This window comes from Pseudomonas sp. MH10 (genome assembly GCF_034353045.1).
Lineage (GTDB): Bacteria > Pseudomonadota > Gammaproteobacteria > Pseudomonadales > Pseudomonadaceae > Aquipseudomonas.
In genome coordinates this window covers 1,825,906-1,850,146 of sequence record NZ_CP133783.1, presented here as the reverse complement: position 1 = coordinate 1,850,146, position 24,241 = coordinate 1,825,906, and the positions used below count along the sequence as shown (strand labels likewise).

At 57.8% G+C, this 24,241-nt stretch carries 22 protein-coding genes; 17 read left to right on the top strand and 5 right to left on the bottom strand.

Annotated features, from left to right (window positions below; translation table 11 throughout):
• Positions 1–18: 18 nt before the first annotated feature.
• Positions 19–1,641 (bottom strand): NADP-dependent glyceraldehyde-3-phosphate dehydrogenase, encoded by a 1,623-nt coding sequence (locus RHM59_RS08280; protein WP_322286688.1) that lies wholly within the window; start codon positions 1,639–1,641, stop codon positions 19–21.
• Positions 1,642–1,831: 190 nt separating this feature from the next.
• Between RHM59_RS08280 and RHM59_RS08275 the strand changes: the two genes are divergently transcribed.
• Together RHM59_RS08275 and dmeF are read left to right on the top strand one after the other, a co-directional pair.
• Positions 1,832–2,107 (top strand): metal/formaldehyde-sensitive transcriptional repressor, encoded by a 276-nt coding sequence (locus tag RHM59_RS08275; protein WP_322165138.1) that lies wholly within the window; start codon positions 1,832–1,834, stop codon positions 2,105–2,107.
• A 12-nt stretch (positions 2,108–2,119) separates the two neighbouring features.
• Entirely contained in the window at positions 2,120–3,058 is a 939-nt protein-coding gene (gene dmeF / locus RHM59_RS08270; protein ID WP_322286391.1) for a CDF family Co(II)/Ni(II) efflux transporter DmeF, read from the top strand.
• A gap of 14 nt (positions 3,059–3,072) precedes the next feature.
• On the opposite strand, the gene RHM59_RS08265 is transcribed toward dmeF, so the two are convergent.
• Both RHM59_RS08265 and bkdR read right to left on the bottom strand, forming a co-directional pair.
• Positions 3,073–4,152 (bottom strand): FUSC family protein, encoded by a 1,080-nt coding sequence (locus RHM59_RS08265; RefSeq protein WP_322286390.1) that lies wholly within the window; start codon positions 4,150–4,152, stop codon positions 3,073–3,075.
• 40 nt (positions 4,153–4,192) lie between these two features.
• Positions 4,193–4,681: a Bkd operon transcriptional regulator BkdR gene (gene bkdR / locus RHM59_RS08260; RefSeq protein ID WP_322165135.1), complete on the bottom strand. Its 489-nt coding sequence runs from the start codon at positions 4,679–4,681 to the stop codon at positions 4,193–4,195.
• A 215-nt stretch (positions 4,682–4,896) separates the two neighbouring features.
• Here bkdR and RHM59_RS08255 point away from each other — a divergent pair, with 215 nt between their 5' ends.
• From RHM59_RS08255 to lpdA, 4 genes are read left to right on the top strand one after another with little or no spacing between them, the layout of a single operon-like run.
• Positions 4,897–6,129: a 3-methyl-2-oxobutanoate dehydrogenase (2-methylpropanoyl-transferring) subunit alpha gene (locus RHM59_RS08255; RefSeq protein WP_322165134.1), complete on the top strand. Its 1,233-nt coding sequence runs from the start codon at positions 4,897–4,899 to the stop codon at positions 6,127–6,129.
• 1 nt (position 6,130) lies between these two features.
• The gene (locus RHM59_RS08250) at positions 6,131–7,189 is read left to right on the top strand and encodes an alpha-ketoacid dehydrogenase subunit beta (protein ID WP_322286389.1); all 1,059 of its coding nucleotides are present in this window, start codon (positions 6,131–6,133) and stop codon (positions 7,187–7,189) included.
• Positions 7,190–8,458: a dihydrolipoamide acetyltransferase family protein gene (locus tag RHM59_RS08245; protein ID WP_322286388.1), complete on the top strand. Its 1,269-nt coding sequence runs from the start codon at positions 7,190–7,192 to the stop codon at positions 8,456–8,458.
• A gap of 2 nt (positions 8,459–8,460) precedes the next feature.
• A complete protein-coding gene (lpdA, locus tag RHM59_RS08240) occupies positions 8,461–9,858 on the top strand; it encodes a dihydrolipoyl dehydrogenase (protein ID WP_322286387.1) in 1,398 nt (465 codons plus the stop codon).
• Positions 9,859–10,085: 227 nt separating this feature from the next.
• Here lpdA and RHM59_RS08235 read toward each other — a convergent pair whose 3' ends face one another.
• Positions 10,086–11,297: an MFS transporter gene (locus tag RHM59_RS08235; protein WP_322286386.1), complete on the bottom strand. Its 1,212-nt coding sequence runs from the start codon at positions 11,295–11,297 to the stop codon at positions 10,086–10,088.
• A gap of 211 nt (positions 11,298–11,508) precedes the next feature.
• Between RHM59_RS08235 and RHM59_RS08230 the strand changes: the two genes are divergently transcribed.
• Both RHM59_RS08230 and RHM59_RS08225 read left to right on the top strand, forming a co-directional pair.
• On the top strand, positions 11,509–12,873 hold the full coding sequence (locus RHM59_RS08230) for an AAA family ATPase (protein ID WP_322286385.1): 1,365 nt from the start codon (positions 11,509–11,511) through the stop codon (positions 12,871–12,873).
• Positions 12,866–13,507 (top strand): TIGR02646 family protein, encoded by a 642-nt coding sequence (locus RHM59_RS08225; RefSeq protein ID WP_322286384.1) that lies wholly within the window; start codon positions 12,866–12,868, stop codon positions 13,505–13,507. Before RHM59_RS08230 ends, RHM59_RS08225 begins: the two co-directional genes overlap by 8 nt.
• 25 nt (positions 13,508–13,532) lie before the next feature.
• Here RHM59_RS08225 and RHM59_RS08220 read toward each other — a convergent pair whose 3' ends face one another.
• A complete protein-coding gene (locus RHM59_RS08220; protein WP_322165127.1) occupies positions 13,533–15,437 on the bottom strand; it encodes a sigma 54-interacting transcriptional regulator in 1,905 nt (634 codons plus the stop codon).
• A 237-nt stretch (positions 15,438–15,674) separates the two neighbouring features.
• On the opposite strand from RHM59_RS08220, the gene RHM59_RS08215 reads away from it, so the two are divergent.
• From RHM59_RS08215 to RHM59_RS08175, 9 genes are all read left to right on the top strand, one after another.
• On the top strand, positions 15,675–16,157 hold the full coding sequence (locus RHM59_RS08215) for an MSMEG_0572/Sll0783 family nitrogen starvation response protein (RefSeq protein ID WP_297843590.1): 483 nt from the start codon (positions 15,675–15,677) through the stop codon (positions 16,155–16,157).
• 125 nt (positions 16,158–16,282) lie between these two features.
• Positions 16,283–17,263: a Nit6803 family nitrilase gene (locus tag RHM59_RS08210; RefSeq protein WP_322165126.1), complete on the top strand. Its 981-nt coding sequence runs from the start codon at positions 16,283–16,285 to the stop codon at positions 17,261–17,263.
• A complete protein-coding gene (locus tag RHM59_RS08205; protein ID WP_322165125.1) occupies positions 17,250–18,332 on the top strand; it encodes an MSMEG_0568 family radical SAM protein in 1,083 nt (360 codons plus the stop codon). The genes RHM59_RS08210 and RHM59_RS08205 overlap by 14 nt, the downstream gene beginning before the upstream one ends.
• 232 nt (positions 18,333–18,564) lie before the next feature.
• A complete protein-coding gene (locus tag RHM59_RS08200; protein ID WP_322286383.1) occupies positions 18,565–19,125 on the top strand; it encodes an MSMEG_0567/Sll0786 family nitrogen starvation N-acetyltransferase in 561 nt (186 codons plus the stop codon).
• Positions 19,118–20,149, top strand: a complete 1,032-nt coding sequence (locus RHM59_RS08195) for a sll0787 family AIR synthase-like protein (RefSeq protein WP_322286382.1) — start codon at positions 19,118–19,120, stop codon at positions 20,147–20,149. Before RHM59_RS08200 ends, RHM59_RS08195 begins: the two co-directional genes overlap by 8 nt.
• Before the next feature lies 1 nt (position 20,150).
• Positions 20,151–20,486 (top strand): MSMEG_0570 family nitrogen starvation response protein, encoded by a 336-nt coding sequence (locus tag RHM59_RS08190; RefSeq protein ID WP_322165122.1) that lies wholly within the window; start codon positions 20,151–20,153, stop codon positions 20,484–20,486.
• A 154-nt stretch (positions 20,487–20,640) separates the two neighbouring features.
• A complete protein-coding gene (locus tag RHM59_RS08185) occupies positions 20,641–21,936 on the top strand; it encodes an MSMEG_0569 family flavin-dependent oxidoreductase (protein ID WP_322286381.1) in 1,296 nt (431 codons plus the stop codon).
• Positions 21,937–22,127: 191 nt separating this feature from the next.
• Positions 22,128–22,859: a GntR family transcriptional regulator gene (locus RHM59_RS08180; RefSeq protein WP_322165120.1), complete on the top strand. Its 732-nt coding sequence runs from the start codon at positions 22,128–22,130 to the stop codon at positions 22,857–22,859.
• Between the two features lie 54 nt (positions 22,860–22,913).
• Positions 22,914–24,203: an MFS transporter gene (locus RHM59_RS08175; RefSeq protein WP_322286380.1), complete on the top strand. Its 1,290-nt coding sequence runs from the start codon at positions 22,914–22,916 to the stop codon at positions 24,201–24,203.
• Positions 24,204–24,241 lie beyond the last annotated feature (38 nt).

The following is a 24,241-nucleotide window of genomic DNA, read 5'->3' as shown; positions in this document are numbered from 1 at the left end:
CTGCCCCCGTTCAAATGATCAGAAAATATAATCAGTGGTCAAAAAATTCGACTCGTGATTATGAATAATCTCGCTGATCAGTGCTTTGTTGCCGTCCTGGAACTTGGTCGCGACCAAGGTCCTAATTGAAAACACCCGCAACGCGTCATGGACCGATAACGTCCCTTCGGCCGAGTTTTTCCGGCCGTTGAACGGGAAGGTGTCTGGCCCGCGTTGGCATTGGGCGTTGATGTTGATGCGCCCGACCTGGTTAGCGAAGATGTCCACCAAGCGTCCGACTTCAGCCGAGTCGTTGCCGAACAGGCTCAGTTGCTGGCCGAAATCCGACTCAAGTACGTAGTCGATCACGGTGTCCAGATCGCGGTAGGGGACGATGGGCACGACCGGGCCGAATTGTTCTTCGGCATAGATGCGCATCTCGGTGGTGACCGGGTATAGCACCGCAGGGTAGAAGAATGAGCTGCGAATTTCTCCGCCTTTGGCGTTAACCACCTTCGCGCCTTTACTGACAGCGTCGGCCACCACTGAACTCAGGTAATCGGTTTTGCCTTTTTCTGGCAGCGGCGTCAAAGACACGCCGGGTTCCCATGGCATGCCGGGTTTGAGGGCTTCGAGTTTGTGGTTGAATTTCTCGATGAAGCTGTCCACCACCTCTTCGTGAACGAACAAAATCTTCAGCGCGGTGCAGCGTTGGCCGTTGAACGACAACGAGCCGGTCAGGCATTCACTGACGGCGTTGTCCAGATCGACGCTTGGCAGCACGATGCCGGGGTTCTTCGCGTCCAAGCCCAACGCAGCGCGCAAACGGTGAGGTTTCGGGTGCAGTTTTTTCAGGGCGCTGGCGGCTTTGTTGGTGCCGATGAAGGCGAAGATGTCCACCTTGCCGCTGGCCATCAGCGCGCTGACGGTTTCTCGGCCGCTGCCGTAGATCACGTTGATCACCCCCGCCGGGAAGCTGTCGCGGAAGGCTTCGAGCAGCGGACGGATCAACAACACGCCCAGCTTGGCCGGTTTGAAGACCACGGTATTGCCCATGATCAGCGCCGGAATCAGCGTGGTGAAGGTTTCGTTCAATGGATAGTTATAGGGCCCCATGCACAGGGCGACGCCCATGGGCACGCGACGGATCTGGCCGAGGGTGTCTTGCTCTAGCTCGAAACGACTGGAGCGACGGTCCAATTCTTTGAGCGCATTGATGGTTTCGACGATGTAGTCACAGGTGCGGTCGAACTCTTTTTCGGAGTCCTTGAGGGTTTTGCCGATTTCCCACATCAGCAGTTTGACCACCGCCGAGCGTTGCTCGCGCATGCGCAGCAAAAACGCTTCAACGTGCTGGATTCGTTCGGCAACGCGCATCGTTGGCCAGCTTCCCTGGCCACGGGCGTAGGCGTCAACGGCGGCGTCCAGCGCGGTCAAGGCGGTGGCGGCATCCAGTAACGGCGTACTGCCGAGAATGACTTGCTCGTCGCCGTGATCAGTCGTCAGGTGAACCGGGCTATGAACACGGGCCAGCGGCCCCGGCCAGATTTCCAACACGCCGTTAACCAAATACTCGCGCTGTTCAATTTCACCGTTGAGTCGATACATTTCCGGGATGCCGGCAGCGGTGGGAAACAGGTGGTCGAGAACGCTCGCGGTGATCATGGCTTTACCCCCAGATTGAAAATGTAACCTAAAAAATCCAGCTCAATTGCGATTCACTTTCCAACGCAAAGACACTTCTGTCCAGCACTGCCGAGCGATGGAAGTCTCACGTCTCGCGGTTTAAGACTTGCGCGACGTGGCACTTTTTGTGAATATCCCCTCCCTGTATAGGGAGGGGGGGTATGGTATGTCTCACATAATGTCTAACAAAGACGAGTTGCTGAAACGGGTGAAACGCATTGCCGGGCAAATCAACGCCGTGGAGCGCGCTCTGGAGTCCGACCAAGACTGCGCAAAGACCCTGCACTTGGTCGCGGCAACACGGGGTGCAATCAACGGCTTAATGGATGAACTCATTGAAGCCCACGCCCGCGAGCACGTGGCAAACCCTGAGTTGAGTGACGAAGAGCGCGCCATAGGCGTTGAAGAACTGCTTGAAGCCATTCGCCGCTATTCAAAATAGAAGGTCTACACGATGATGAGTTCACAGCTGAATTACACCCACGACCATGTTTTTTTGGGTGCGGCGCACGATGAAAATGCCCAGCGCACCCTATGGGTGGTAGCACTAACCGTGGTGATGATGGTCGGTGAAATTACGGCAGGTTATCTGACCGGTTCAATGGCCTTGCTCGCTGATGGTTTTCATATGGCAACGCACGCCGGGGCTTTGGGCATTGCAGCGGCGGCGTATAGCTACGCCAAGCGCAATGCAGCCAGCGCCCGATACAGTTTCGGCACCGGAAAAGTGGGTGATTTGGGCGGGTTTGCGTCGGCGCTGATACTGGGTCTGGTGTCCATAGGGATTGGTTTCGAGTCAGTGCTGCGTTTGTTTGAACCGACCCAAGTGCAATTTGGTACCGCGACGTTGATCGCAATCGTTGGTCTTGCCGTGAACATCGTCAGTGCGCTGTTGCTGTCCGGTAGCCATGGTCACCACCACCATGAGCACGGGCATGATCATGGTCATGAAACTCACGGCCACGGGGCCCATAGCCAAGACAACAACCTGCGATCAGCCTATGTCCATGTGTTGGCGGATGCACTGACCTCCATTCTTGCCATCGCGGCCTTGCTCGCCGGTCGATATTTGGGTTGGGTCTGGCTGGATCCGGCCATGGGCGTGGTCGGCGCGTTGGTGATTGCGCGCTGGGCCTGGACGCTAATGCGCGACACCGCTGGGGTATTGCTCGACAAGACCGATGACCCTGTCGCGCAAGAAATCCGCGAGATTCTTGGCGAGACCGACGACGCGACGATTACCGATCTCCACGTATGGCGTGTCGGCCCTGAAGCACGGGCGGCGATTGTCAGCGTCTTGGGCAGTCCGGCGATCAATGCTGACATCATTCGCCAGCGATTGGCGCCGGTACACGAAGTGACGCACCTGACGGTGGAGTACCGCACAGCCTAGTGTCGGACCCACCCTCAAATCGTCCATTGCCCGGAAACCTTGGCCAGCCGTTGGCGCATGTCGTCGATATTGGCCGCCAATTGCAGCGTCAATAATCGGTAGCCGTCCAGTGCCGAGTAAACCGGTGTGCCGGTCATGGGGTCTTTTTCCACGCCATTGACCGGCCGTTCAAGACGCTCGGCATTGCCGGTTTGCAGGGCGCGGGCCATGCCGACCAGTTGCATGCGTATCTGCCGGTTTTCATTTTTCAGCGCTAAATGCAGCGAGGCCATTGCCTGTTGATCGTGGGTGTCGGGTCGGGTGTTGGCGAGGATTTCCAGGGTACTGATGCACATGCGCAGGTTGCGCTGGATCGCATCCAGTTGATTGACCGAGATCTTCACCTCCTTGGACACCGACGGCATTAGCGACCGCAATTGCACCATGGCGCCGTTCAAGCGGTTCATTAGCTTCAAATACTCATCGTCGGTGACCGATTGACCACTGATGATCCGGGTATGCATCGCCGCGCAATCGCGTAATGCACTGGCCAGGTTGTAGCGCCAGGAGAACACCGCGTACAGCGGCAAGGCGAAGGAAAACGCCAGGGCCAGGACGATGCCGATCAGGATGTCCACGGTGCGCCAAAGGCCATCGGCCACCGGGTTGTCGCCATGCCCGGCGACGATAAACACTGTGATCGCCGACAGCAGCGCCGTGTAACCACCTTTGCCAATCGCGTGGTAGGCAAAAAAGCCGCAAACCACCGAAATGCCGACGTAGGTGAGGGTCGGGCTGCCAAAAAAGGCGAACTGGGCAATAAACAGCAGGCCCACCGCTGCACCGATCAGCGTGCCGTACGCGCGTTCGGCGGCTTTTTTGCCGATGTTGCCGTGGTGTTGCAGGCCGCCAATCACCACCAACATGGTGATCGAGGCCCATTCGCCGTGGGGCAGGTTGATACCGGTGGTCAGCAAGATTGATGCGAGTAAGCCCAGCGACACGCGCACCGAGTGAATCAGCCGTGCGTGGCGGTAACGCCGATACGGGTCCAGCAACGGCCGCAAGACTTTGCGCAGCATCGACGGAAATCGCGAAGATCGGGAATATTTCATCGGATCAATCAGGCCTTATTGTAAGCGGCAATCGACCGCCTTAGAGGCCGAGGCTCAAGCCATTGGCGGGCAACGGCAACGCGGTTTTATAGCGAACCTGCTTCAGCGCGAAACTGGAGCGAATATTCGCCACGCCGGGCACTTTGGTCAGGAAGTCGAGGAGAAACCGTTCCAGTGATTGAATGGTCGGAACTAGCACCCGGAGCATGTAATCCGGATCGCCGGCCATTAAATAACACTCCATGACCTCCGGCCGGTCGGCGATGGCGTCTTCGAACACGTGCAACGCTTCTTCGACCTGCTTTTCCAAGCTGACGTGGATAAACACGTTCACGTGCAGGCCCAATAATTCGGGGTCTAGCAGGGTGACTTGTTGGCGGATAAGCCCCAATTCCTCCATCGCCTTGACCCGGTTAAAACACGGGGTAGGGGACAGGTTGACTGAGCGTGCGAGGTCCGCGTTGGTGATGCGGGCATTCTCCTGAAGGCTGTTGAGAATCCCTATATCCGTCCGATCCAGCTTCCTCATGAGACAAATACGCCTGTTTGTTGTAGTTATTTAGAATAATTGTCTTTAAATGACCGTTCGCGCAACCAACATGAGAAAAATATTCTCCACACTCAGGAATATGATTTGTGTAGGACAAGACCTGCATCGGTTTGTCCAACACATTGACACCGCTCCAACGCTTAACCTAACGCCCAATAATAAATACATGACAAGACCGAGCGTAGAGAATAGCCATGAACGAATACGAACCCCTGCGTCTGCACGTTCCTGAACCTTCCGGCCGTCCAGGCTGTAAAACCGATTTTTCCTACCTGCGGCTGACCGGCGCCGGTCTGGTGCGCAAGCCGCCGATTGACGTCGAGCCGGCAGACACCGCCGACCTCGCCAAAGGTTTGATCCGCGTTCTTGACGATCAAGGCCAAGCCTTGGGGCCTTGGGCCGAAGGCGTTCCAGTAGAAATTTTGCGCAAAGGCATGCGCGCCATGCTCAAGACGCGAATTTTCGACAACCGCATGGTGGTCGCCCAGCGTCAGAAAAAAATGTCGTTCTACATGCAGAGTCTCGGCGAAGAGGCGATTGGTAGCGCGCAAGCCCTAGCCTTGAACGTGACCGACATGTGCTTTCCGACCTACCGTCAACAAAGCATCTTGATGGCCCGTGAAGTGCCGTTGGTGGACCTGATTTGCCAACTGCTGTCCAACGAACGCGACCCGCTTAAAGGCCGTCAGTTGCCGATCATGTACTCAGTGCGCGACTACGGTTTCTTCACCATCTCCGGCAACCTCGCAACGCAATTCGTGCAAGCGGTGGGCTGGGGCATGGCTTCGGCGATCAAAGGCGACACCAAAATTGCCTCGGGCTGGATCGGTGACGGCGCCACCGCTGAATCCGACTTCCACACCGCCCTGACATTCGCCCACGTGTACCGCGCACCGGTGATCCTCAACGTGGTCAACAACCAATGGGCCATCTCTACTTTCCAAGCGATTGCCGGCGGTGAAGCGACGACCTTTGCCGGTCGTGGCGTCGGCTGCGGGATTGCCTCGTTGCGCGTGGATGGCAACGATTTTGTCGCCGTTTATGCCGCCTCGGCCTGGGCCGCTGAACGTGCGCGGCGCAATTTGGGGCCGACGCTGATCGAGTGGGTCACTTACCGCGCCGGTCCGCATTCGACCTCCGATGATCCATCGAAATACCGCCCGGCCGATGACTGGAGCCACTTCCCGTTGGGCGATCCGATTCTGCGCTTGAAGCAGCATCTGATTCACATCGGCCAATGGTCCGAGGAAGAGCACGCCGCCACCAGCGCTGAGCTCGAAGCCGAGATTATCGCTGCGCAGAAGGAAGCCGAGCGCTACGGCACGCTGGCTGGCGGACAAACGCCCAGCGCCGCAACGATGTTCGACGACGTCTATAAAGAGATGCCCGAGCACCTGCGTCGGCAGCGTCAGGAACTGGGGATTTGACATGAACGACTTCAACAATGACATCCAGTTGGACACCGCCATGACCACCACCAACATGACCATGATCCAGGCGCTGCGTTCGGCCATGGACGTGATGCTTGAGCGCGACAATGACGTGGTGGTATTCGGTCAGGACGTGGGTTACTTCGGCGGCGTGTTCCGCTGCACCGAAGGGCTGCAAAGCAAATACGGCACCTCGCGGGTGTTCGACGCGCCAATCTCGGAAAGCGGGATCGTCGGCGTCGCGGTGGGCATGGGCGCCTACGGGCTGCGGCCAGTGGTCGAGATTCAGTTCGCCGATTACGTCTACCCCGCGTCGGATCAGATCATTTCCGAAGCAGCCCGCTTGCGTTATCGCTCGGCCGGAGAATTCACCGCCCCGATGACCCTGCGCATGCCCTGCGGCGGCGGCATCTACGGCGGCCAAACCCACAGCCAAAGCATCGAAGCGATGTTCACCCAAGTCTGCGGTTTGCGCACGGTGATGCCGTCGAATCCGTATGACGCCAAAGGCCTGTTGATCGCCTCCATCGAATGCGATGACCCGGTGATTTTTCTAGAACCCAAGCGCTTGTACAACGGCCCGTTCGACGGCCACCACGACCGACCGGTAACGCCATGGTCCAAGCACCCGGCCAGCGCCGTGCCAGACGGCTATTACAAAGTGCCGCTGGACGTGGCGGCAATTGCACGTCCCGGCAACGACGTAACGGTGCTGACCTATGGCACCACTGTTTACGTTTCACAAGTCGCTGCCGAAGAAACCGGGGTCGATGCGGAAGTCATCGACCTGCGCAGCTTGTGGCCGCTGGACTTGGAAACCATCGTCAATTCCGTGAAAAAAACTCGTCGTTGCGTGGTGGTGCATGAGGCGACCCGGACCTGCGGCTTCGGCGCCGAGTTGGTGGCGCTGGTTCAAGAGCACTGCTTCCATTACCTGGAATCACCCATTGAACGCGTTACCGGTTGGGATACCCCGTACCCGCATGCGCAAGAGTGGGCGTATTTCCCAGGTCCGTCCCGAGTGGGCGCGGCGTTGAAACGGGTTATGGAGGTCTGAATGGGCACGCATGTTATTAAAATGCCGGACATTGGCGAAGGCATCGCGCAAGTGGAATTGGTGGAGTGGTTCGTCAAAGTCGGCGACCGGGTGGTCGAAGATCAGGTCGTGGCCGATGTGATGACCGACAAGGCCACGGTGGATATTCCGTCTCCGGTGGCAGGCATTGTTATCGCCTTGGGCGGGCAGCCCGGTGAGGTAATGGCAGTTGGCAGTGAATTGATTCGGATTGAAGTGGAGGGCGAGGGCAATCACCGGGAATCGGCAGGTGTTGCCAAGACTGAGCCCGTGCAGGTTGAGACGCCCGTTGTCCAGGTAAAGGTTGAGGCGGCAGCGAAGCCTTCACCTGCTGAAGCCAAACCCTCGCCGCACACCCCTGTTTCCCGCGCACCCGACGAACGCCCTTTGGCGTCCCCGGCCGTACGCAAACGCGCACTGGACTTGGGCATCGCATTGCGCCTGGTGCAGGGTCGCGGTCCGGCCGGGCACATTCGCCATGAAGACCTCGACGCGTACATAGAACAGCGCGACACGCCCATCCCGGCACCGAACTGCGCCTATGCTCAGCGCAACGACGAACAGCAAATTCCGGTCATCGGCCTGCGCCGCAAAATCGCCCAACGCATGCAAGACGCGACTCGCCGGGCCGCGCATTTCAGTTATGTCGAAGAAGTCGACGTCACGGCGCTGGAAGAGCTGCGGGCTCACCTCAATCACAGGTGGGGCGCCAGTCGCGGCAAGTTAACCCTGTTGCCGTTTCTGGTCCGGGCGATGGTCGTGGCATTGCGCGACTTTCCGCAGATCAACGCGCGTTACGACGACGAAGCGCAGGTCATCACCCGTCACGGCGCGGTCCATGTTGGCGTCGCCACCCAAAGCGACAACGGCTTGATGGTGCCGGTGTTACGCCACGCGGAAACCCGCAGCCTGTGGTCCAATGCCGAGGAAATCTCACGCTTGGCCAACGCCGCTCGCACTGGCAAAGCCAGTCGCGATGAAATGTCCGGTTCCACCATCACTTTGACCAGTCTTGGCCCCTTGGGCGGTATCGTCAGCACCCCGGTGTTGAACCTGCCGGAAGTGGCCATCGTCGGCGTCAATCGTATTGTCGAACGGCCGATGGTGATCCACGGCCAGATTGTGATTCGGAAAATGATGAACCTCTCCAGCTCCTTCGATCACCGCGTGGTCGATGGCATGGACGCGGCGCAATTCATCCAGGCCATTCGCGGCTTGCTCGAACAACCCGCCACGCTATTTTTGGAGTAATCATGCCGCAGACGTTAAGTACCACGTTGCTGATTATCGGCGGCGGCCCTGGCGGTTACGTGGCGGCGATTCGTGCCGGTCAACTGGGCATCCCAACGATTCTGGTGGAAGGCCAGGCATTGGGCGGCACCTGTTTGAACGTCGGGTGCATTCCCTCCAAAGCGTTGATTCATGTTGCAGAGCAGTTTCACCAAACTCGTTCGTTCACCACGCCTTCTGCCTTGGGTATTAGCGTACCGTCGGCGACATTGGACATTAGCCAAAGCGTGAACTGGAAGAACGGCATCGTTGATCGCTTGACCACCGGCGTCGCGGCGCTGCTGAAGAAAAACAAGGTGCAGGTCATTCACGGCTGGGCTCGAGTCATTGATGGCAAAACCGTTGAAGTGACCGGTGAAAAAGGCAGTCAGCGTATCCAGTGCGAGCACTTACTGCTGGCCACCGGTTCGACTTCGGTCAACCTGCCGATGCTGCCGCTTGGTGGACCGGTCATTTCGTCTACCGAAGCGCTGATGCCCGAAGCGATTCCCAAGCACTTGATCGTGGTTGGCGCCGGTTATATCGGCTTGGAGTTGGGCATTGCTTACCGCAAGTTGGGCGCCGAGGTCAGTGTGGTCGAGGCCCGTGATCGGATCTTGCCTGCTTACGATCAGGAACTCACTCAACCCATCGCCGAGACTTTGAAACACCTCGGCGTGAAGCTTTACCTGCAACACAGCGTCCAAGGCTTTGACCCTGAAACCCGGACACTGCAAGTCCGTGATCCCGAAGGCCAGGCCTTAACCCTGACCGCTGATCAAGTGCTGGTGGCGGTGGGGCGCAAACCGAACAGCCAGGGCTGGAACCTTGAAGCGCTGGGGCTGGACATGAACGGCGCGGCGGTGAAAATCGACGACCGTTGCCAGACCAGCATGCGTAACGTCTGGGCCATCGGTGATCTGGCTGGCGAACCGATGTTGGCCCACCGCGCCATGGCCCAAGGGGAAATGGTCGCGGAATTGATCGCAGGCAACGCCCGAGAATTCAACCCGGTGGCGATTGCCGCCGTGTGTTTTACCGACCCGGAATTAGTGGTGGTCGGTAAAACCCCGGAGGAAGCAAACGCGCTGGGGTTGGATTGTCTGGTCGCGAGCTTCCCGTTTGCGGCCAATGGCCGGGCAATGACGTTGGAATCGAAAAGCGGCTTCGTGCGCGTAGTGGCCAGACGTGACAATCATTTGATTGTGGGCTGGCAGGCGGTTGGCGTCGGCGTGTCGGAGTTATCCACCGCGTTCGCCCAATCCCTGGAAATGGGCGCAAGACTGGAAGACATCGCCGGCACCATCCACGCCCACCCGACCTTGGGCGAGGCCGTGCACGAAGCCGCGCTGCGCGCGTTGGGGCATGCGTTGCATCTTTGAGTTAGCCCTGAATCCTTCGCAGGCAAGCCTGCTCCCACAGGGTTTTTGCCATCCAGAAAGGTGGTATTGGATGGAGATCCTGTGGGAGGCTTGCCAACGAAAGCGGTGCGTCAGTCGCCAAAAAATCAAGCAAAAGCTGATCTGATCCACGCCGCAAATTGTAGGAGCCAACTTGTTGGCGAAGGATCTCCGATACACCGCCTCGCCAACAAGTTGGCTACAGATAATCAATCAGTGCTCATCGCGATACGTCGTTCACTGACCGCGTTCAGCAGGAAACTGATGAGCGCGATCAACGGCAGCGCGCTACCCACCAGCACGATCCATAACCAACCGCCTTGTTCATACAACACACTGGCGACTGCCGAGCCAATAGCCCCGCCGATAAAGATGCTGGTCATGTACAACGCATTCAGGCGGCTGCGGCTGTTGGCATCCAGCGCGTAAACCGCGCGCTGACCCATCACCATGTTCATTTGCACGCAAAAATCGAGCACTACGCCGGTCACGGCCAACCCGACCACGCTGTACACCGGGTGAATCAGTGCAGGCAAGAAGCTCAACACGGCCAGTATCAAGGCCAGTAAACTGGCGATGCGCGTATGCCCGGCGTCAGCCAGACGACCACTGATGGGCGCGGCAATGGCGCCAATGGCCCCGACCAATGCGAACAAGGCAATTTGCGTCTGCGACAGCCCGTGATTACGCGCCAGTTCTACCGGCACCGCAGTCCAGAACAGGCTGAACGCGGCGAACATCAATCCTTGATAAAGCGCCCGCTGACGCAGCACCGGTTGAGTGCGCAATAAGGTCCACAGCGAACCCAGCAGTTGGCGATACGACGCGCTGTGGCTGGGTTGACGTTTTGGCATGGTGGTGGCGAGCACCACGCTGATCAATGTCATAACGACTGCCGCCGTGATAAACACCGCCCGCCAGCCGAAGTGGTCGGCAATCACGCTGGACAACGGTCGCGCCAGCAAAATACCCAGCAACAGCCCACCCATGATGCTGCCGACCACCCGACCTCGGGATTCCTCAGGCGCCAAATGCGCGGCCAGCGGGATCAGGATCTGCACCGACACCGAACTGAAACCCACCAGTAACGACGCCAGCAGGAACACATTCGGCTGTTGACTGAACGCCGCCCCCAACAAACTGATGATCGCCAGCAGCGCGGTCATGATCATCAGCCGGCGGTTCTCCAAGAGGTCACCCAGCGGCACGAGGAAAAACAGGCCAATGGCGTAACCAATCTGAGTCAGCGACACGATCATGCTGGCCATGGTGCTGGACAGGCCGATGTCAGGCGCAATCAACTCGATGATCGGCTGGGCGTAATAAAGATTGCCGACGATGGCGCCACAGCAAAACGCGAACAACGTCACCCTCCCGCGCGTCATGGTGTGGGAGTGGTCGGTGTGGGTCGTAATACTCATGGACATTCTCGTTCGCGCTTTTGATAGCGCGCAGGCTAATGGTTTCGCCCGCAAGTAAAAAGGGTCGTGGCCGTGATAGCTAATATGCTTCGAAAGAATGGGGCGCTTTTTACACCGTTCATCGACCTCACGTCAGCCGTTCCATGTTGAGCAAGGAATGACATAATGCGGCCCTGTTGCTTTAGTCGGACAACCCCACAAGGGTACTTGGATGGAAATCAAAAATATCAGGCTTCGCAATGTGGGTCGTTTTGTCGATCTGCAGGTTGCCTTGGCCCCGACCCATCAGCACGCGTCCAACGTTACGGTGCTGGTAGGGAATAATGGCGCGGGAAAAACCAGTCTGCTCAAGTCTGTTGCTCTCTCGCTTAGCTGGCTGGTGGCGAGAATTCGTTCCGAGAAGGGAAGTGGAAATCGCATTGCCGAGGATGTGATTCATAACTCTGCCAGTACCGCATCGATATCCATCTCGATCCACGATACTTATGCCCGCGATGTAGAAATAGAGTTCAGTCCAGAGCGCGATAATTTCGACTGGTCGGTGACCGCTGTCCGAAAAGGTCGAAAAGCGGATGCGAACAGCCAATTGACGGATGTAAGTCATCTGGCGGACAACTATCGCGCGATGTTAGGTATCAACGATCAGGCATCGGTTCCCTTGATAGTTTTCTATCCAGTAGAGCGATCTGTGCTTGAGATACCGCTCAAGATTAAACCCCGGCACACCTTTGGTCAGTTAGATGGTTATGATAATTCGCTCAACGGCGGTGTGGATTTTCGCCGGTTTTTCGAATGGTTCAGGGAGCGTGAAGACGGGGAAAATGAAGTCGGGGTTCCCACTAACGTATTGACCGATATTTCGCGAAGGTTCGGACAAGACAGCGAGTTGTGGCATGCGCTTTCTCAGCTCAATGCATCCTCCCGTGATCGCCAACTGACGGCGGTTCGATCCGCGATTGCGGCGTTTATGCCTGGATTCAATAACCTGCGTGTCCAGCGTAAACCGCGTTTGCACATGGCCATCGATAAAGACAATGTCACGTTGAATGTCTCCCAGCTATCCCAAGGTGAAAAGTCCATGATGGCACTGGTGGGCGATATTGCGCGCCGGCTGGCCATGATGAATCCATCGTTGAAGAATCCGCTGGAGGGAGACGGTATCGTTTTGATCGATGAAGTCGATCTGCACTTACACCCCAAGTGGCAACGGACCTTGGTCAGACAATTGACCACGACGTTTCCTAACTGCCAGTTTCTCCTGACGACTCATTCCCCGTTGGTCATCAGTGATGCCAAGGATGTGTTGTGCTACGTGATGGATGACGGTGATGTCCAGGAGCAGCCGGGATTGTATGGCCTAGATGCCAATCAGGTCCTGCTGAGTGTGATGGATACCGATATTCGCAACAGTGATGTGCAACAAAAACTGGATGGTTTGCACTCATTGCTGCAGGACGGCAAGGTGGAGGAGGCTACCTCTCTCTATGCATCATTATTGGAGGAGCTGCCGGCAGGGCATCTTGAGTTAGCAAAAGCTGCACTATTGATCAGAAAACTGGGGATGCGGCGTGCGTAAGATCGTAAAAGGAGTTGAAACGTTGGAACTGAGTGCATGGAAGCGCGCAAACCCAGGCAAGCGCTATCAAGATCTCCAAGGTAACAAAGGCGTGAAGGGTTCTATTCGCAAGGCCTGTGTTTCTGAACAATTTGGGCTGTGTGCTTATTGCTGTCAGGAAGTCTCGTCTGAGGAAGTTAGCGCTCATAGTGAACATGTGGAAGCTCAGGCACGCGCTCCGCACCGCACCTTGGATTTTTCAAATATCGTTGCCAGCTGCAATCGGAAAAAACAGTGTGGGGATGCTCACGGTAGTCAAATACTGCCCCTGACACCGTTGATGGAAGAATGCGAAAGCGAGTTGATATTTGAAATGTCGGGCAAGGTTCGAGGTTTGACGGAGCGAGCACAAACCAGTATCCGAGTTCTTAATCTTGGTGATACTCAAGACGGTAATCGCGGCCTGATTGGTGCTCGAAAGGCTATGGTGGATGCATTGCTGTACAGCTACGCAGTGGACCCTACAGAACTCTGCCTGGAAGATGATCGGGTTTTGGACCTTCTACTTGAGGACTTGCTGCAACCTGACGCTGCGCAGAAGTTGCAGCCGTTCTCTCCCGTGCTGGTAAACGTTATCCGTCACTTACGTTTGTGAAGTTGCAAAACGTATCAAAAAATAATCACTCCAACTCAATGTCCAAGCGCTTCAATCTGGACGCCAAGGTCGTCGGTTTTATCCCCAATAACTCCGCCGCGCCGCCTTTGCCGAACAACTTTCCGTTGGCCGCTTTGAGCGCGGCGTGCATGTTGTTGCGCTCCAGTTCTCGCAGTTGCGCGTCGGTCATGACCGATGACGGCATGAACAGAAGGGTGGTGCTTTCGGCGCTTTTAGGTTCGTCCGGGAGGTCCATGTTCAGATCAGCACCACGGGAGGTAATCAGCGCGCGCTCGATGACGTTTTGCAGTTCGCGGATGTTGCCCGGCCATGAATAACGTTGCAAACGCTCGATGTCGCTGTTGCGCAGGCGGCGGCCGGGCATGTTCAGGCGTTGGCTGGTTTGCTTGAGAAAGTGCGCGGCCAGTGGCGGGATGTCCATGGCGCGGTCGCGCAGGGCCGGGGATTGGATCGGGAACACGTTCAGCCGGAAATACAGGTCTTCGCGAAAGCGCTTGGCCGTGACTTCCTGACGCAAGTCCCGGTTGGTGGCGGCGATGATCCGTACATCGACCTTGCGCGTGCGTTCTTCACCAACCCGTTCGAACTGGCCTTCCTGCAATACCCGCAGCAGTTTGCTTTGCAGCTCCAGGGGGATTTCGCCGATCTCGTCGAGAAACAACGTGCCGCCATCGGCCAATTCGAAACGTCCGACCCGGTCCCGAATCGCCCCGGTGAACGCGCCACGAATGTGGCCGAAGAATTCGCTTTCAAACAGCTCGGTGGGAATCGCCGCGCAGTTAACCCGAATCAACGGGCTGGCGCTGCGGCGGCTGGCTTGGTGAATGGCCCGGGCGATTAGCTCTTTGCCAGTGCCAGATTCACCGTTAATCAGCACGCTGGCGTCGGTGGGGGCAACCACGTCGATCTGTTTGATGATCTTCAGAATCGGATCGCTTTGGCCGACGATTTCGCGGAAGTTGTGCTCGATGTGGATTTCTTCCTGCAAATACGCGTTTTGCTCCTCCAGCCGCTGTTTGAGGACGTTGAGTTCTTTGAGGGCGCTTTGCAGTTGATTCTCAGTGTTGCGGCGTTCGGTGATGTCACGAAAAACCACCACGGCGCCGGCGATTCGGCCATCGGAAATCACCGGAGTGCTGGTGAATTCCACCGGAAAACTGCTGCCGTCGCGGCGCCAGAACACTTCTTGGCGCCCTTCGTGAATCACGCCGTCGCGCACCGCTTTATAGATCGGGCAATCTTCCACCGGATAATGACTGCCGTCGGCGTGGGTGTGGTGATGAATGCGGTGGATATTTCTGCCGATCATGTCCTCGGGTTCCCAGCCGAGCATGCGCGCGCCCGCCGGGTTGACGAAGGTCGCTAAGCCGTCGCTGTTAATGCTGTAAATGCCATCGCCCACCGAACTCAGTAGCAACTGGTTGTCGCGCTCGGACTCTTGAAACAGATTAAGAATGTTGCGCCATTCGATCAGCCCGCCACGCATGGTGCGCTCGGTGTGGGCTTGGTCGCGCTGATACTTCTGCTGACTCAGCTCACGCAGCACCAGAATCAGTTGCTGCTCGCCCTTTATTTGCAGGGTGGTGGCGGAGATTTCCAGCTCGATACGCTCACCGGTCTTGCAATTGCAGCTCAACTCATCGCTCCAGCCTTGGCCCTTGTCCAGCACCGCCTGGGTAAACACGATCAGATCTGCAAGCTGATGGCCGAACAGTTTGCTCACCGGTAGCGCCAACAACTCTTGGCGCGGATAGCCGAGCAGCTTGCAGGCAGCGACGTTCAGGTCCCCAAACCGGTCGGCGTAGGGATTGAGCAACACGATGGCTTCGGCGCAGTGTTCAAACACCATGTGCCGTGACGAATATGCCAGGTCAGCCCAGTTGCTAAGGGAGTCTGTTTCGGTGTTCATTACGAAATCTCGTGATTTGCCGCTACGAATATTCGTATTTCTACGTGAATGCGTGGTTGGTCGATAGCATCAGATACGTGATAAAAAACCGTATCAGATTGGCATAATCATCTAATTCAATGACTTAAGTCAGTGCAGACATTATTTTAATTTCCTGGCACGGCATTCGCTCTCTCTCTTGCAACCCGGCAGCCACCTCAGGCCGCCGCTAAAGCAAAAAAATTGGAGAGCGACGACATGCCAACCGTGGATATTCCTCATTACAAAGACGGCGACTTTCTGGTCGATTACGAAGAAAAAGTCTTCGAAGACGTCAAAGCCGAACCCGGCGAAAAAGTCCTGATCACCTTCCACACCATCGCTTTCGAAGGCTCCATCGGCTTGGTCAACATGCTTCAGGCCAAGCGTCTGCTGCGCAAGGGCTTTGAAACCACCATCCTCTTGTACGGCCCCGGCGTGCAGTTGGGCGTGCAGCGTGGTTTCCCGACCCTAGGTGCTGAAGCGTTCCCAGGCCATTTGGCGGTGAACAAGCAACTCATCCAGTTCATGGAAGAGGGCGGCAAAGTCTATGCCTGCCGTTTTGCTTTGCAGGCGCTGTATGGCCAGACCGAAAAAGCCTTGATCGAAGGTATCCGTCCGATCAACCCACTGGACGTGATGGACCTGCGTCTGCTGATGCGCCGTGAAGGCGCAATGATCATCGATACCTGGACTGCATAAAACAAAACGCCCCTTGTCCGTAGGAGCCAACGTGTTGGCGAGCGGCCTTCGCGGTTTGTCAGAAATGCCGCCTCGCCAACACGTTGGCTCCTTCCGATATTTGTCACTCCATCAGGACCCCCATCATGCCCATCATCAAAGCTGCCGCCGTACAAATCAGTCCGGTGCTTTATAGCCGCGAAGGCACTGTGGACAAGGTCTGTCAGCAGATCATCGCCCTCGGTCAACAGGGCGTGCAGTTTGCGGTCTTTCCGGAAACGGTGGTGCCGTACTACCCCTATTTCTCCTTCGTCCAACCGCCGTTCGCCATGGGCAAGGAACACCTCAAACTGCTGGAACAATCGGTCAGCGTGCCGTCGGCCTCGACCCTGGCCATTGGCGAAGCGTGCAAGCAAGCCGGGATGGTGGTGTCCATCGGCGTCAACGAGCGCGATGGCGGCACGATCTACAACGCACAGTTGTTGTTCGACGCCGACGGCAGCCTGATTCAGCACCGACGCAAGATCACCCCGACTTATCACGAGCGGATCATCTGGGGCCAAGGCGACGGTTCTGGCTTGCGCGCAGTCGACAGCGCCGTCGGACGCATCGGCTCCCTGGCGTGTTGGGAGCATTACAACCCGCTGGCCCGCTACGCACTGATGGCAGATGGCGAGCAAATTCACGCGGCGATGTTTCCCGGCTCGCTGGTGGGCGAGGTGTTCGCTGACCAAATCGAGGTCACCATTCGCCACCACGCCTTGGAATCCGGCTGCTTCGTGGTCAACGCCACCGCATGGCTCGACGCCGATCAGCAAGGCCAGATCATGCAAGACACCGGTTGCAGCCTCGGCCCGATCTCGGGTGGCTGCTTCACCGCCATTGTCACCCCGGAAGGCAGGTTGCTCGGCGAACCGCTGCGCTCCGGCGAAGGCGCAGTGATTGCCGACTTGGACCTGGCGTTGATCGACAAGCGCAAACGAATGATGGATTCGGTGGGCCATTACAGCCGCCCGGAACTGCTCAGCCTGTTGATCGACCGCACGCCCACCGCCCATGTGCATGAACGCAGCGCCCATCACCTTGCCGTCGTGTCTACCGAGGAGCTTGATCATGCAAACCAATGAATTATTGGCTGAGCTGCAATGCCACGGCGTACGTTGGCCAGCGGCGCAAAACGGCTTGTCGCGGCAGGGCGGGGCAGGGCCGTCGGACCACAAGGCACTGAGTGTCGGCAGCCGGACCATGATGGTGCCGATCCTCAATCAGGCGTCACAGGATTCGCCGTATCAGGCGCAACCCACCGCCGACGGCAGCCAGGCACTGATTTTTCGTCAAGGCTTGCAGGTCGGTCTGGTGCAAATGCCCGGCGTGCCGAAGTTTTACGGGTTAAGCACCGCCGAGGGTATTCCGTACTGGAAAATCGCCACTTTGCACAGCAGTGACGTGCTCGCCACCACGGTGTTGCAGCACTGCATTCGCTTCAATGATCGCGCTACGTCCTGCCAGTTTTGCGCCATTGGTCAATCGTTGGCGGCGGGCAAGACCATCGCTCGCAAACGCCCTCAGCAATTGGCTGAAGTGGCCAAAGCCGCTGTCGAGTTAGACGGTGTGAAGCACATGGTCATGACCACTGGCACCCCGCAAACCGCTGACCGTGGCGCTGCGATTTTGTGTGAGTCGGCCGCCGCCGTGACCGCTGCGGTTGACCTGCCAATTCAAGCGCAATGTGAGCCGCCGGACGATGACCGCTGGTTTCAGCGCCTGGCCGACAGCGGCGTAGTGTCGCTGGGCATGCACCTGGAAGCGGTCACCGACGAAGTGCGGCAGCGGATCATGCCGGGCAAAGCCGAAGTCCCGTTGAGCCGGTATTTCGAAGCGTTCAGCGCTGCGGTCGAGGTGTTTGGTCGCGGTCAAGTCAGCACCTACATCCTCGCCGGCCTCGGTGACAGCGAAGCGGCGATCAGCGACATGAGTGAGCGTTTGTGCGCCCTGGGCGTGTACCCGTTCGTGGTGCCGTTCGTACCGATTGACGGTACACCGTTGGCTAATCACCCGAAACCCGACAGCGCAATGATGGCCCGGTTGTACCCGCAGATCGGCGCGAGCTTGCGTCGTCATGGCTTGCATTCCGATCAGATCAACGCCGGTTGCGCCAAATGCGGCGCGTGCTCGGCGCTGAAAAGTTATGAGTAATAAATGTGCGTTGGAATTTCGACGACTCGTCTCCGACGCTGCGCTGTCGCGCAGCAAATACGAACACTGTGGGAGCAGGCTTGCCTGCGAAGAGGCCAGTGGCCGCGCCGATGATTTAAACGGTGCAATTTTTACGGGGGCTGCGCTGTCCTCTTCGTTGGCGAGCCAACTCCCACAGTTTAATTCGATATAAGTCAGTCAGTTACGCGTTTTTTAAGAGGAGCATCAGCTTATGCACAACCTCGCCTTTGCCTTGGTCGACAGCACCTTCGAGCCGTTTCGTGCGGGCGAGTTGCTGATTAAACCGGCGACGGAAACCTGGGAGAAACAGGCCTATTTCGCCCTGCGTCGTTCGGTGTTTTCAGATGAGCAACAACTGTTGGCGCAGGATAAGGACGGCCACGACTTCCAGGCCATTGCCATTGTCGCGTTGGCCGGCAGTTGCGGCATGGCGGATCAGGTGGTGGGTGCCGTGCGCATTTATCAGCCCGAACCCGGCCTGTGGTTTGGTGGCCGGTTGTGCGTAGCCCAGGCCTATCGACGCCACAGCATGATCGGTAAAGCCTTGGTCAATGAAGCGGTGTCGCGGGCCAAGGAGCTGGGTTGCGAGGTGTTTCGCGCCACGGTGCAGGCGCCGAATGAACCGTATTTCCACGGCCTGCACTGGCAGACCCTAGAGCCTCTACACCTGCTCGGTCAGCCGCATTACCTGATGCAGGCCGACTTGTCGAGCTACCCCTTAATGCCGCGCCAAGTCTCGTTGCGTCCGCTGAAGGTGGCTCGTCATGACTGACACTCTTGATCTCGCTGCGCTGCTCGATACCCTGCGCAGCACACCGGCCATGCTTTCCAAGCAGGCGATCCAGCAACCCGCCGAGGTCATGCGCGACGCCCATTGCTCGCTGACCCGGGAACAGCTTTACGCGCTGCCGGGGGACGACACGGCCGCCATTGCCTGCGGCGACCATTTTCAGTTGCTGGCCATCGAAGGCATGCTGCCGGGCTTTGTTCAGGCGGCGCCGTGGTTTGCCGGTTGGTCGGCGGTCATGGCGAACGTCAGCGACATCACCGCCATGGGCGGTCGCGCCACTGCTGTGGTCAATGCGTATTGGCATCACGAACAGGACGCTGCAAAACAGGTCTTGGCCGGTATCCGCGCTGCCTGTGAAGCCTACGGATTGTTGCTGGCCGGGGGGCACACCAGTCTCGCCGCCGGCAACCCGACTGCGCTGGCCGTGGCCATCACCGGCATCGCCCACAAATTGTTATCGACCCTGCATGTTGCGCCCGGCCAGATCCTCGCCATGGCCGTCGACCTTGAAGGCGACTGGCATGCCGACAGCACCTATTGGAAAGCCTTCGAAGGCGTCCCCGCGGAGCGGCTGCGCAGCAAACTCGAAGTGCTGCCGCGCCTGGCTGAAGCCGAGCTGCTGCACGCGGCCAAAGACATCAGTAACGCCGGGGTCTTGGGCAGTTTGTTGATGCTGCTGGAAACCACCGGCTGCGGCGCGACCATCGACCTTAACGCCTTGCCCTGTCCTCCCGGTGCCGACCTCGAGCGCTGGCTGCAAGTGTTTCCCAGCTACGGCTTCCTGATGACCTTGGAGCAGAGCGACTGGATCAACGTTCAGGCGGCTTTCGCTTTCGAAGGCTTGCGTTGCGAACGCATCGGCCAGGTCAACGCCAGCGGTTCGCTGGACGTTCAGGCGGGCGAGCAGCACCACACATTCTGGAACCTGCGCGAGCAGGCGTTCACCGGCTTCAGCTACCCCGATCACGACCTGAGCCCTTTAAAGCTCACCCAACAGGAGCATTGATATGCCCGCCGTCAATTTCAAAGTCCGCTGGCCTAACGGCAAAGAAGCGGCCGGTTACTCACCGTCCACCGTGATCTACGACCACTTGCAAGAAGGGGTTAGCTACCCGCTACCGGATTTTTTAAAGCGCCTGGAAAGCGCTTTGAATAACGCCTCGGAGCGGGTCAAGCAAGTCAAAGGCTTCTATTGCAGCTCGGCCATGGACACCTTGAGTTCACTCAAAGGCCAGGCCAGCGTTCTCGATGCGCTGCATTACGACACCGGACAGGTAGAAATTCTCAGCATGCGCACCGAAGGCGGTGGCCGGGTTCCTGGTGCCGGCTGGAGCTCGTTCTGACCTCTCTTTTTCTAACACTTCCTGTAGGAGCCAACGTGTTGGCGAGTTTTTTGGGATGGCAGAAAGGCCCTCTCGCCAACAAGACGGTATCTACAGAGAAACCGGTTTTTATCCCTTTTTTTAACTTAATGCATCTCAGCAGCGGAGAGCCCTCATGGTCCATCTCACTTCAGTCAAACCCCCTCATCACGCCGTGATTGTCGTCGGTGGCGGTCAGGCCGGATTGTCTGCCAGTTACTACCTGCAACAGCAAGGCATCGACCATTTGTTGCTGGAAAAGCACAGCGTGACCCATGCCTGGCGCCACCAGCGTTGGGATGCATTCAGCTTGGTGACGCCCAACTGGCAATGCGCGTTGCCGGGGTATACCTACAGCGAGGAATTCAAGGGGCAGGACCCCCACGGGTTTATGAAGCGCGATGAGATTAATCTGTACCTCGCCGGCTTCGCGCAATCGGTCAACGCCCCGGTGTTGGAAGGCGTTACCGTGCAACGCGTAGTGCCTCGTGCCAACGGCGGTTATGAAATTCATACCTCTAAAGGCGAGTACACCGCCGATAAGGTCATCGTCGCTTCGGGCGGTTATCACACGCCGATCATCCCGCGTTTGGCCGAGCGTTTACCGGCAGGCATCCAGCAGATTCACTCTGAGCAATACCGCAATCCGCAGGCGTTGCCAGCGGGCAATGTACTGGTGGTTGGCTCGGGTCAATCCGGCGCGCAGATCGCTGAGGACTTGCACCTCGCCGGGCGCAAGGTTTATCTGGCAGTCGGCGATGCACCACGTTGCGCACGGTTTTATCGCGGCAAGGACGTGGTCGATTGGCTGGCTGAGATGGGCTACTACGACATCGGTGTCGACACCCATCCGCTGCGAGAGGGTGTGCGCGACAACACCAACCATTACGTCACCGGCCGTGACGGTGGACGCGACATCGACCTGCGCCAATTCGCCGTTGAAGGCATGCAATTGTTCGGTCGCCTGGACGGGTTAAAGGGCACGCGGTTGCAGTTTTCCAGCAACCTCAGCGAAAGCCTCGACAGCGCTGATGCGGTGTACAACCGGATCAATACCACCATCGATGGCTACATCGAAAAAAACGCAATCGACGCCCCGGCCGGCGAGCTTTACGCGCCAGTCTGGACGCCTGAGCAAGAACGCAGCGAACTGGACCTTGAGGCACAAGGCATCATCAGCATCATCTGGTGCATCGGCTTTACCCCTGATTTCACCTGGGTCGAAGCACCGGTGTTCAACGGTCGCGGCCATCCCGGCCATCAACGCGGTGTGACGGCGCAACCCGGTTTGTATTTCCTTGGTCTGCCGTGGTTGTACACCTGGGGTTCGGGCCGCTTTTCCGGCGTGGCTCGGGACGCGGAGTATGTGGTCGAGCACATCGCTGGGGTTGCTGAAAAAAAGCGTGAAGCGCGGCTGGCATTGGCGAGGTAGCCATTTGGCGAACCGTGTGGGGCCGAATTCATTTGGAATGGATTTCACATCCAGCGTCGTGTGAGGCGCTTTCCCGAATGGATTCGGTCCCACAGATTCAGTGGGAGCGAAGGTGTTCGGCACTTGACGAGATTTTGTAACGGGAGAATACTGCATCCAATATTCATCTATATGACTAGATAACTATAAAAATGAATCAATTCTCCAGCGATGCCCGTCTGCCTCTTTATCAGCGTCTGCGCGATCAACTGGCGCAGCAGATTGCCAACAACCGTTGGCGACCAGGGGAGGCGATTCCTACCGAGGCCGCGCTCTCCAGCGAATACTGTCTGTCCACCGGCACGGTGCGCAAAGCCATCGACATGCTGGTCAACGAGAACATTCTCGAACGCCAACAAGGACGCGGTACCTTCATTCGGCGTCCACAATTCCAGTCCTCGCTGTTTCGCTTCTTCCGCTTCCAGACCGTCGCTGGCGAACGCCAAGTGCCTGAAAGTCGCATCCTCTCTATCGAGCCCATGAGTGCGCCGTCGGCCGTCGCCCAAGCACTGGGGCTCGCGTCAGAATCGCCGGTCATCCGCTTGCTGCGGGTGCGGTTACTGGACGCACAACCGGTATTGGCCGAAGAAATATGGCTGCCACGGATTCAATTTCAAGCGCTTTTGGACATCGATCTCGATCAACAAGGGCCGTTGCTCTACCCGATCTACGAAGAGTTCTGCGGCCAAGTGATTGCCTATGCCGAAGAGACCCTGACCGCTGATTTGGTCAGTGAAGTTCATGCTCGATTGCTGCAGATTCCGGTTAACAGCCCGGTGGTGGTGATCGAGCGACTCGCGCGTAACTACGCCGGCCAGCCCCTGGAGTGGCGCCGCTCACGCGGACATGCCAGCCACTTCCGTTACAGCGTGGAAATTCGCTGACCGCTGCGTAATTTTTTTTCTAAATAGCGTGCCTCTCTAATAAGGATAAAAATAATGTTCAAGTGGTATCGCGACATCACTGCTCGGGAGCGCAAGACATTCTGGGCTTGTTTCGGCGGCTGGTCCCTGGACGCCTTGGAAGTGCAGATGTTTGGCCTGGCGATCCCGGCGTTGATCGCCGCGTTCGCCTTGAGCAAAGGTGACGCTGGTTTAATCAGCGGCGTGACCTTGATCACCTCCGCGCTGGGTGGCTGGATCGGCGGGACGCTCTGCGACCGTTACGGCCGGGTTCGCACCCTGCAATGGATGATCCTGTGGTTTTCGATATTCACCTGTTTCTCAGCCTTCGTTACCGGCTTCAACCAGTTGCTGATCGTCAAGGCGCTGCAAGGCTTTGGGATCGGCGGCGAGTGGGCCGCGGGCGCTGTGCTGATGGCGGAAACCATCCAGCCCAAATACCGTGGAAAAGTCATGGGCACGGTGCAAAGCGCCTGGGCTGTGGGTTGGGGCATCGCGGTGGGTACGTTTGCGCTGATTTATTCCTTCGTGCCTGAAGCCATGGCCTGGCGAGTTATGTTTTTAGTAGGCTTGCTGCCCGCGTTGTTGATCATTTGGGTGCGTCGTAACGTCGAAGAGCCCGACAGTTTCCAGCGTCAGCAAAAAGGGCAAACCAAACCCCTGAGTTTCTTCAAATCCATGGCCGGGATTTTCCGTCCCCAACTGTTGCGTGTGACGTTGCTCGGTGGACTGCTGGGCCTGGGCGCGCACGGCGGTTACCACGCGGTTATGACCTGGCTGCCGACCTTTCTCAAGACCGAGCGTCATTTGTCAGTGCTCAGTTCCGGTGGCTACTTGGCGGTAATCATCGTTGCGTTCTGGTGCGGTTGCGTGGTCAGCGGTTTGTTGATCGACAAAATCGGCCGTCGCAAAAACATCATCCTGTTTGCGTTGTGCTGCGTGGTAACGGTGCAGTGCTACCTGTTCCTGCCGTTGACCAACACGCAAATGCTGTTCCTCGGTTTCCCACTGGGCTTCTTCGCTGCCGGTATTCCCGCGAGCCTGGGGGCCCTGTTCAACGAGCTGTATCCCGCCGATGTGCGCGGCGCAGGTGTCGGGTTTTGCTACAACTTTGGGCGGGTGGTGTCGGCGGTTTTTCCGTTCATGGTCGGGCATATGAGCGAGTCCATGTCGTTGGGCACGGCCATCGGTATCGACGCCGGGATTGCCTATGGCGTCGCGGTCATCGCGGCCATGTTGTTGCCGGAAACCCGAGGCCGTTCGCTGGACGCCACAGCTGCAGCTCCCCAGGTTTCGTTGAACAAAACGCAAGCCGCCCAAGCTTGATTTCGTCCGCTAACGGCGCGGCGAACTCTGCCGCGCTC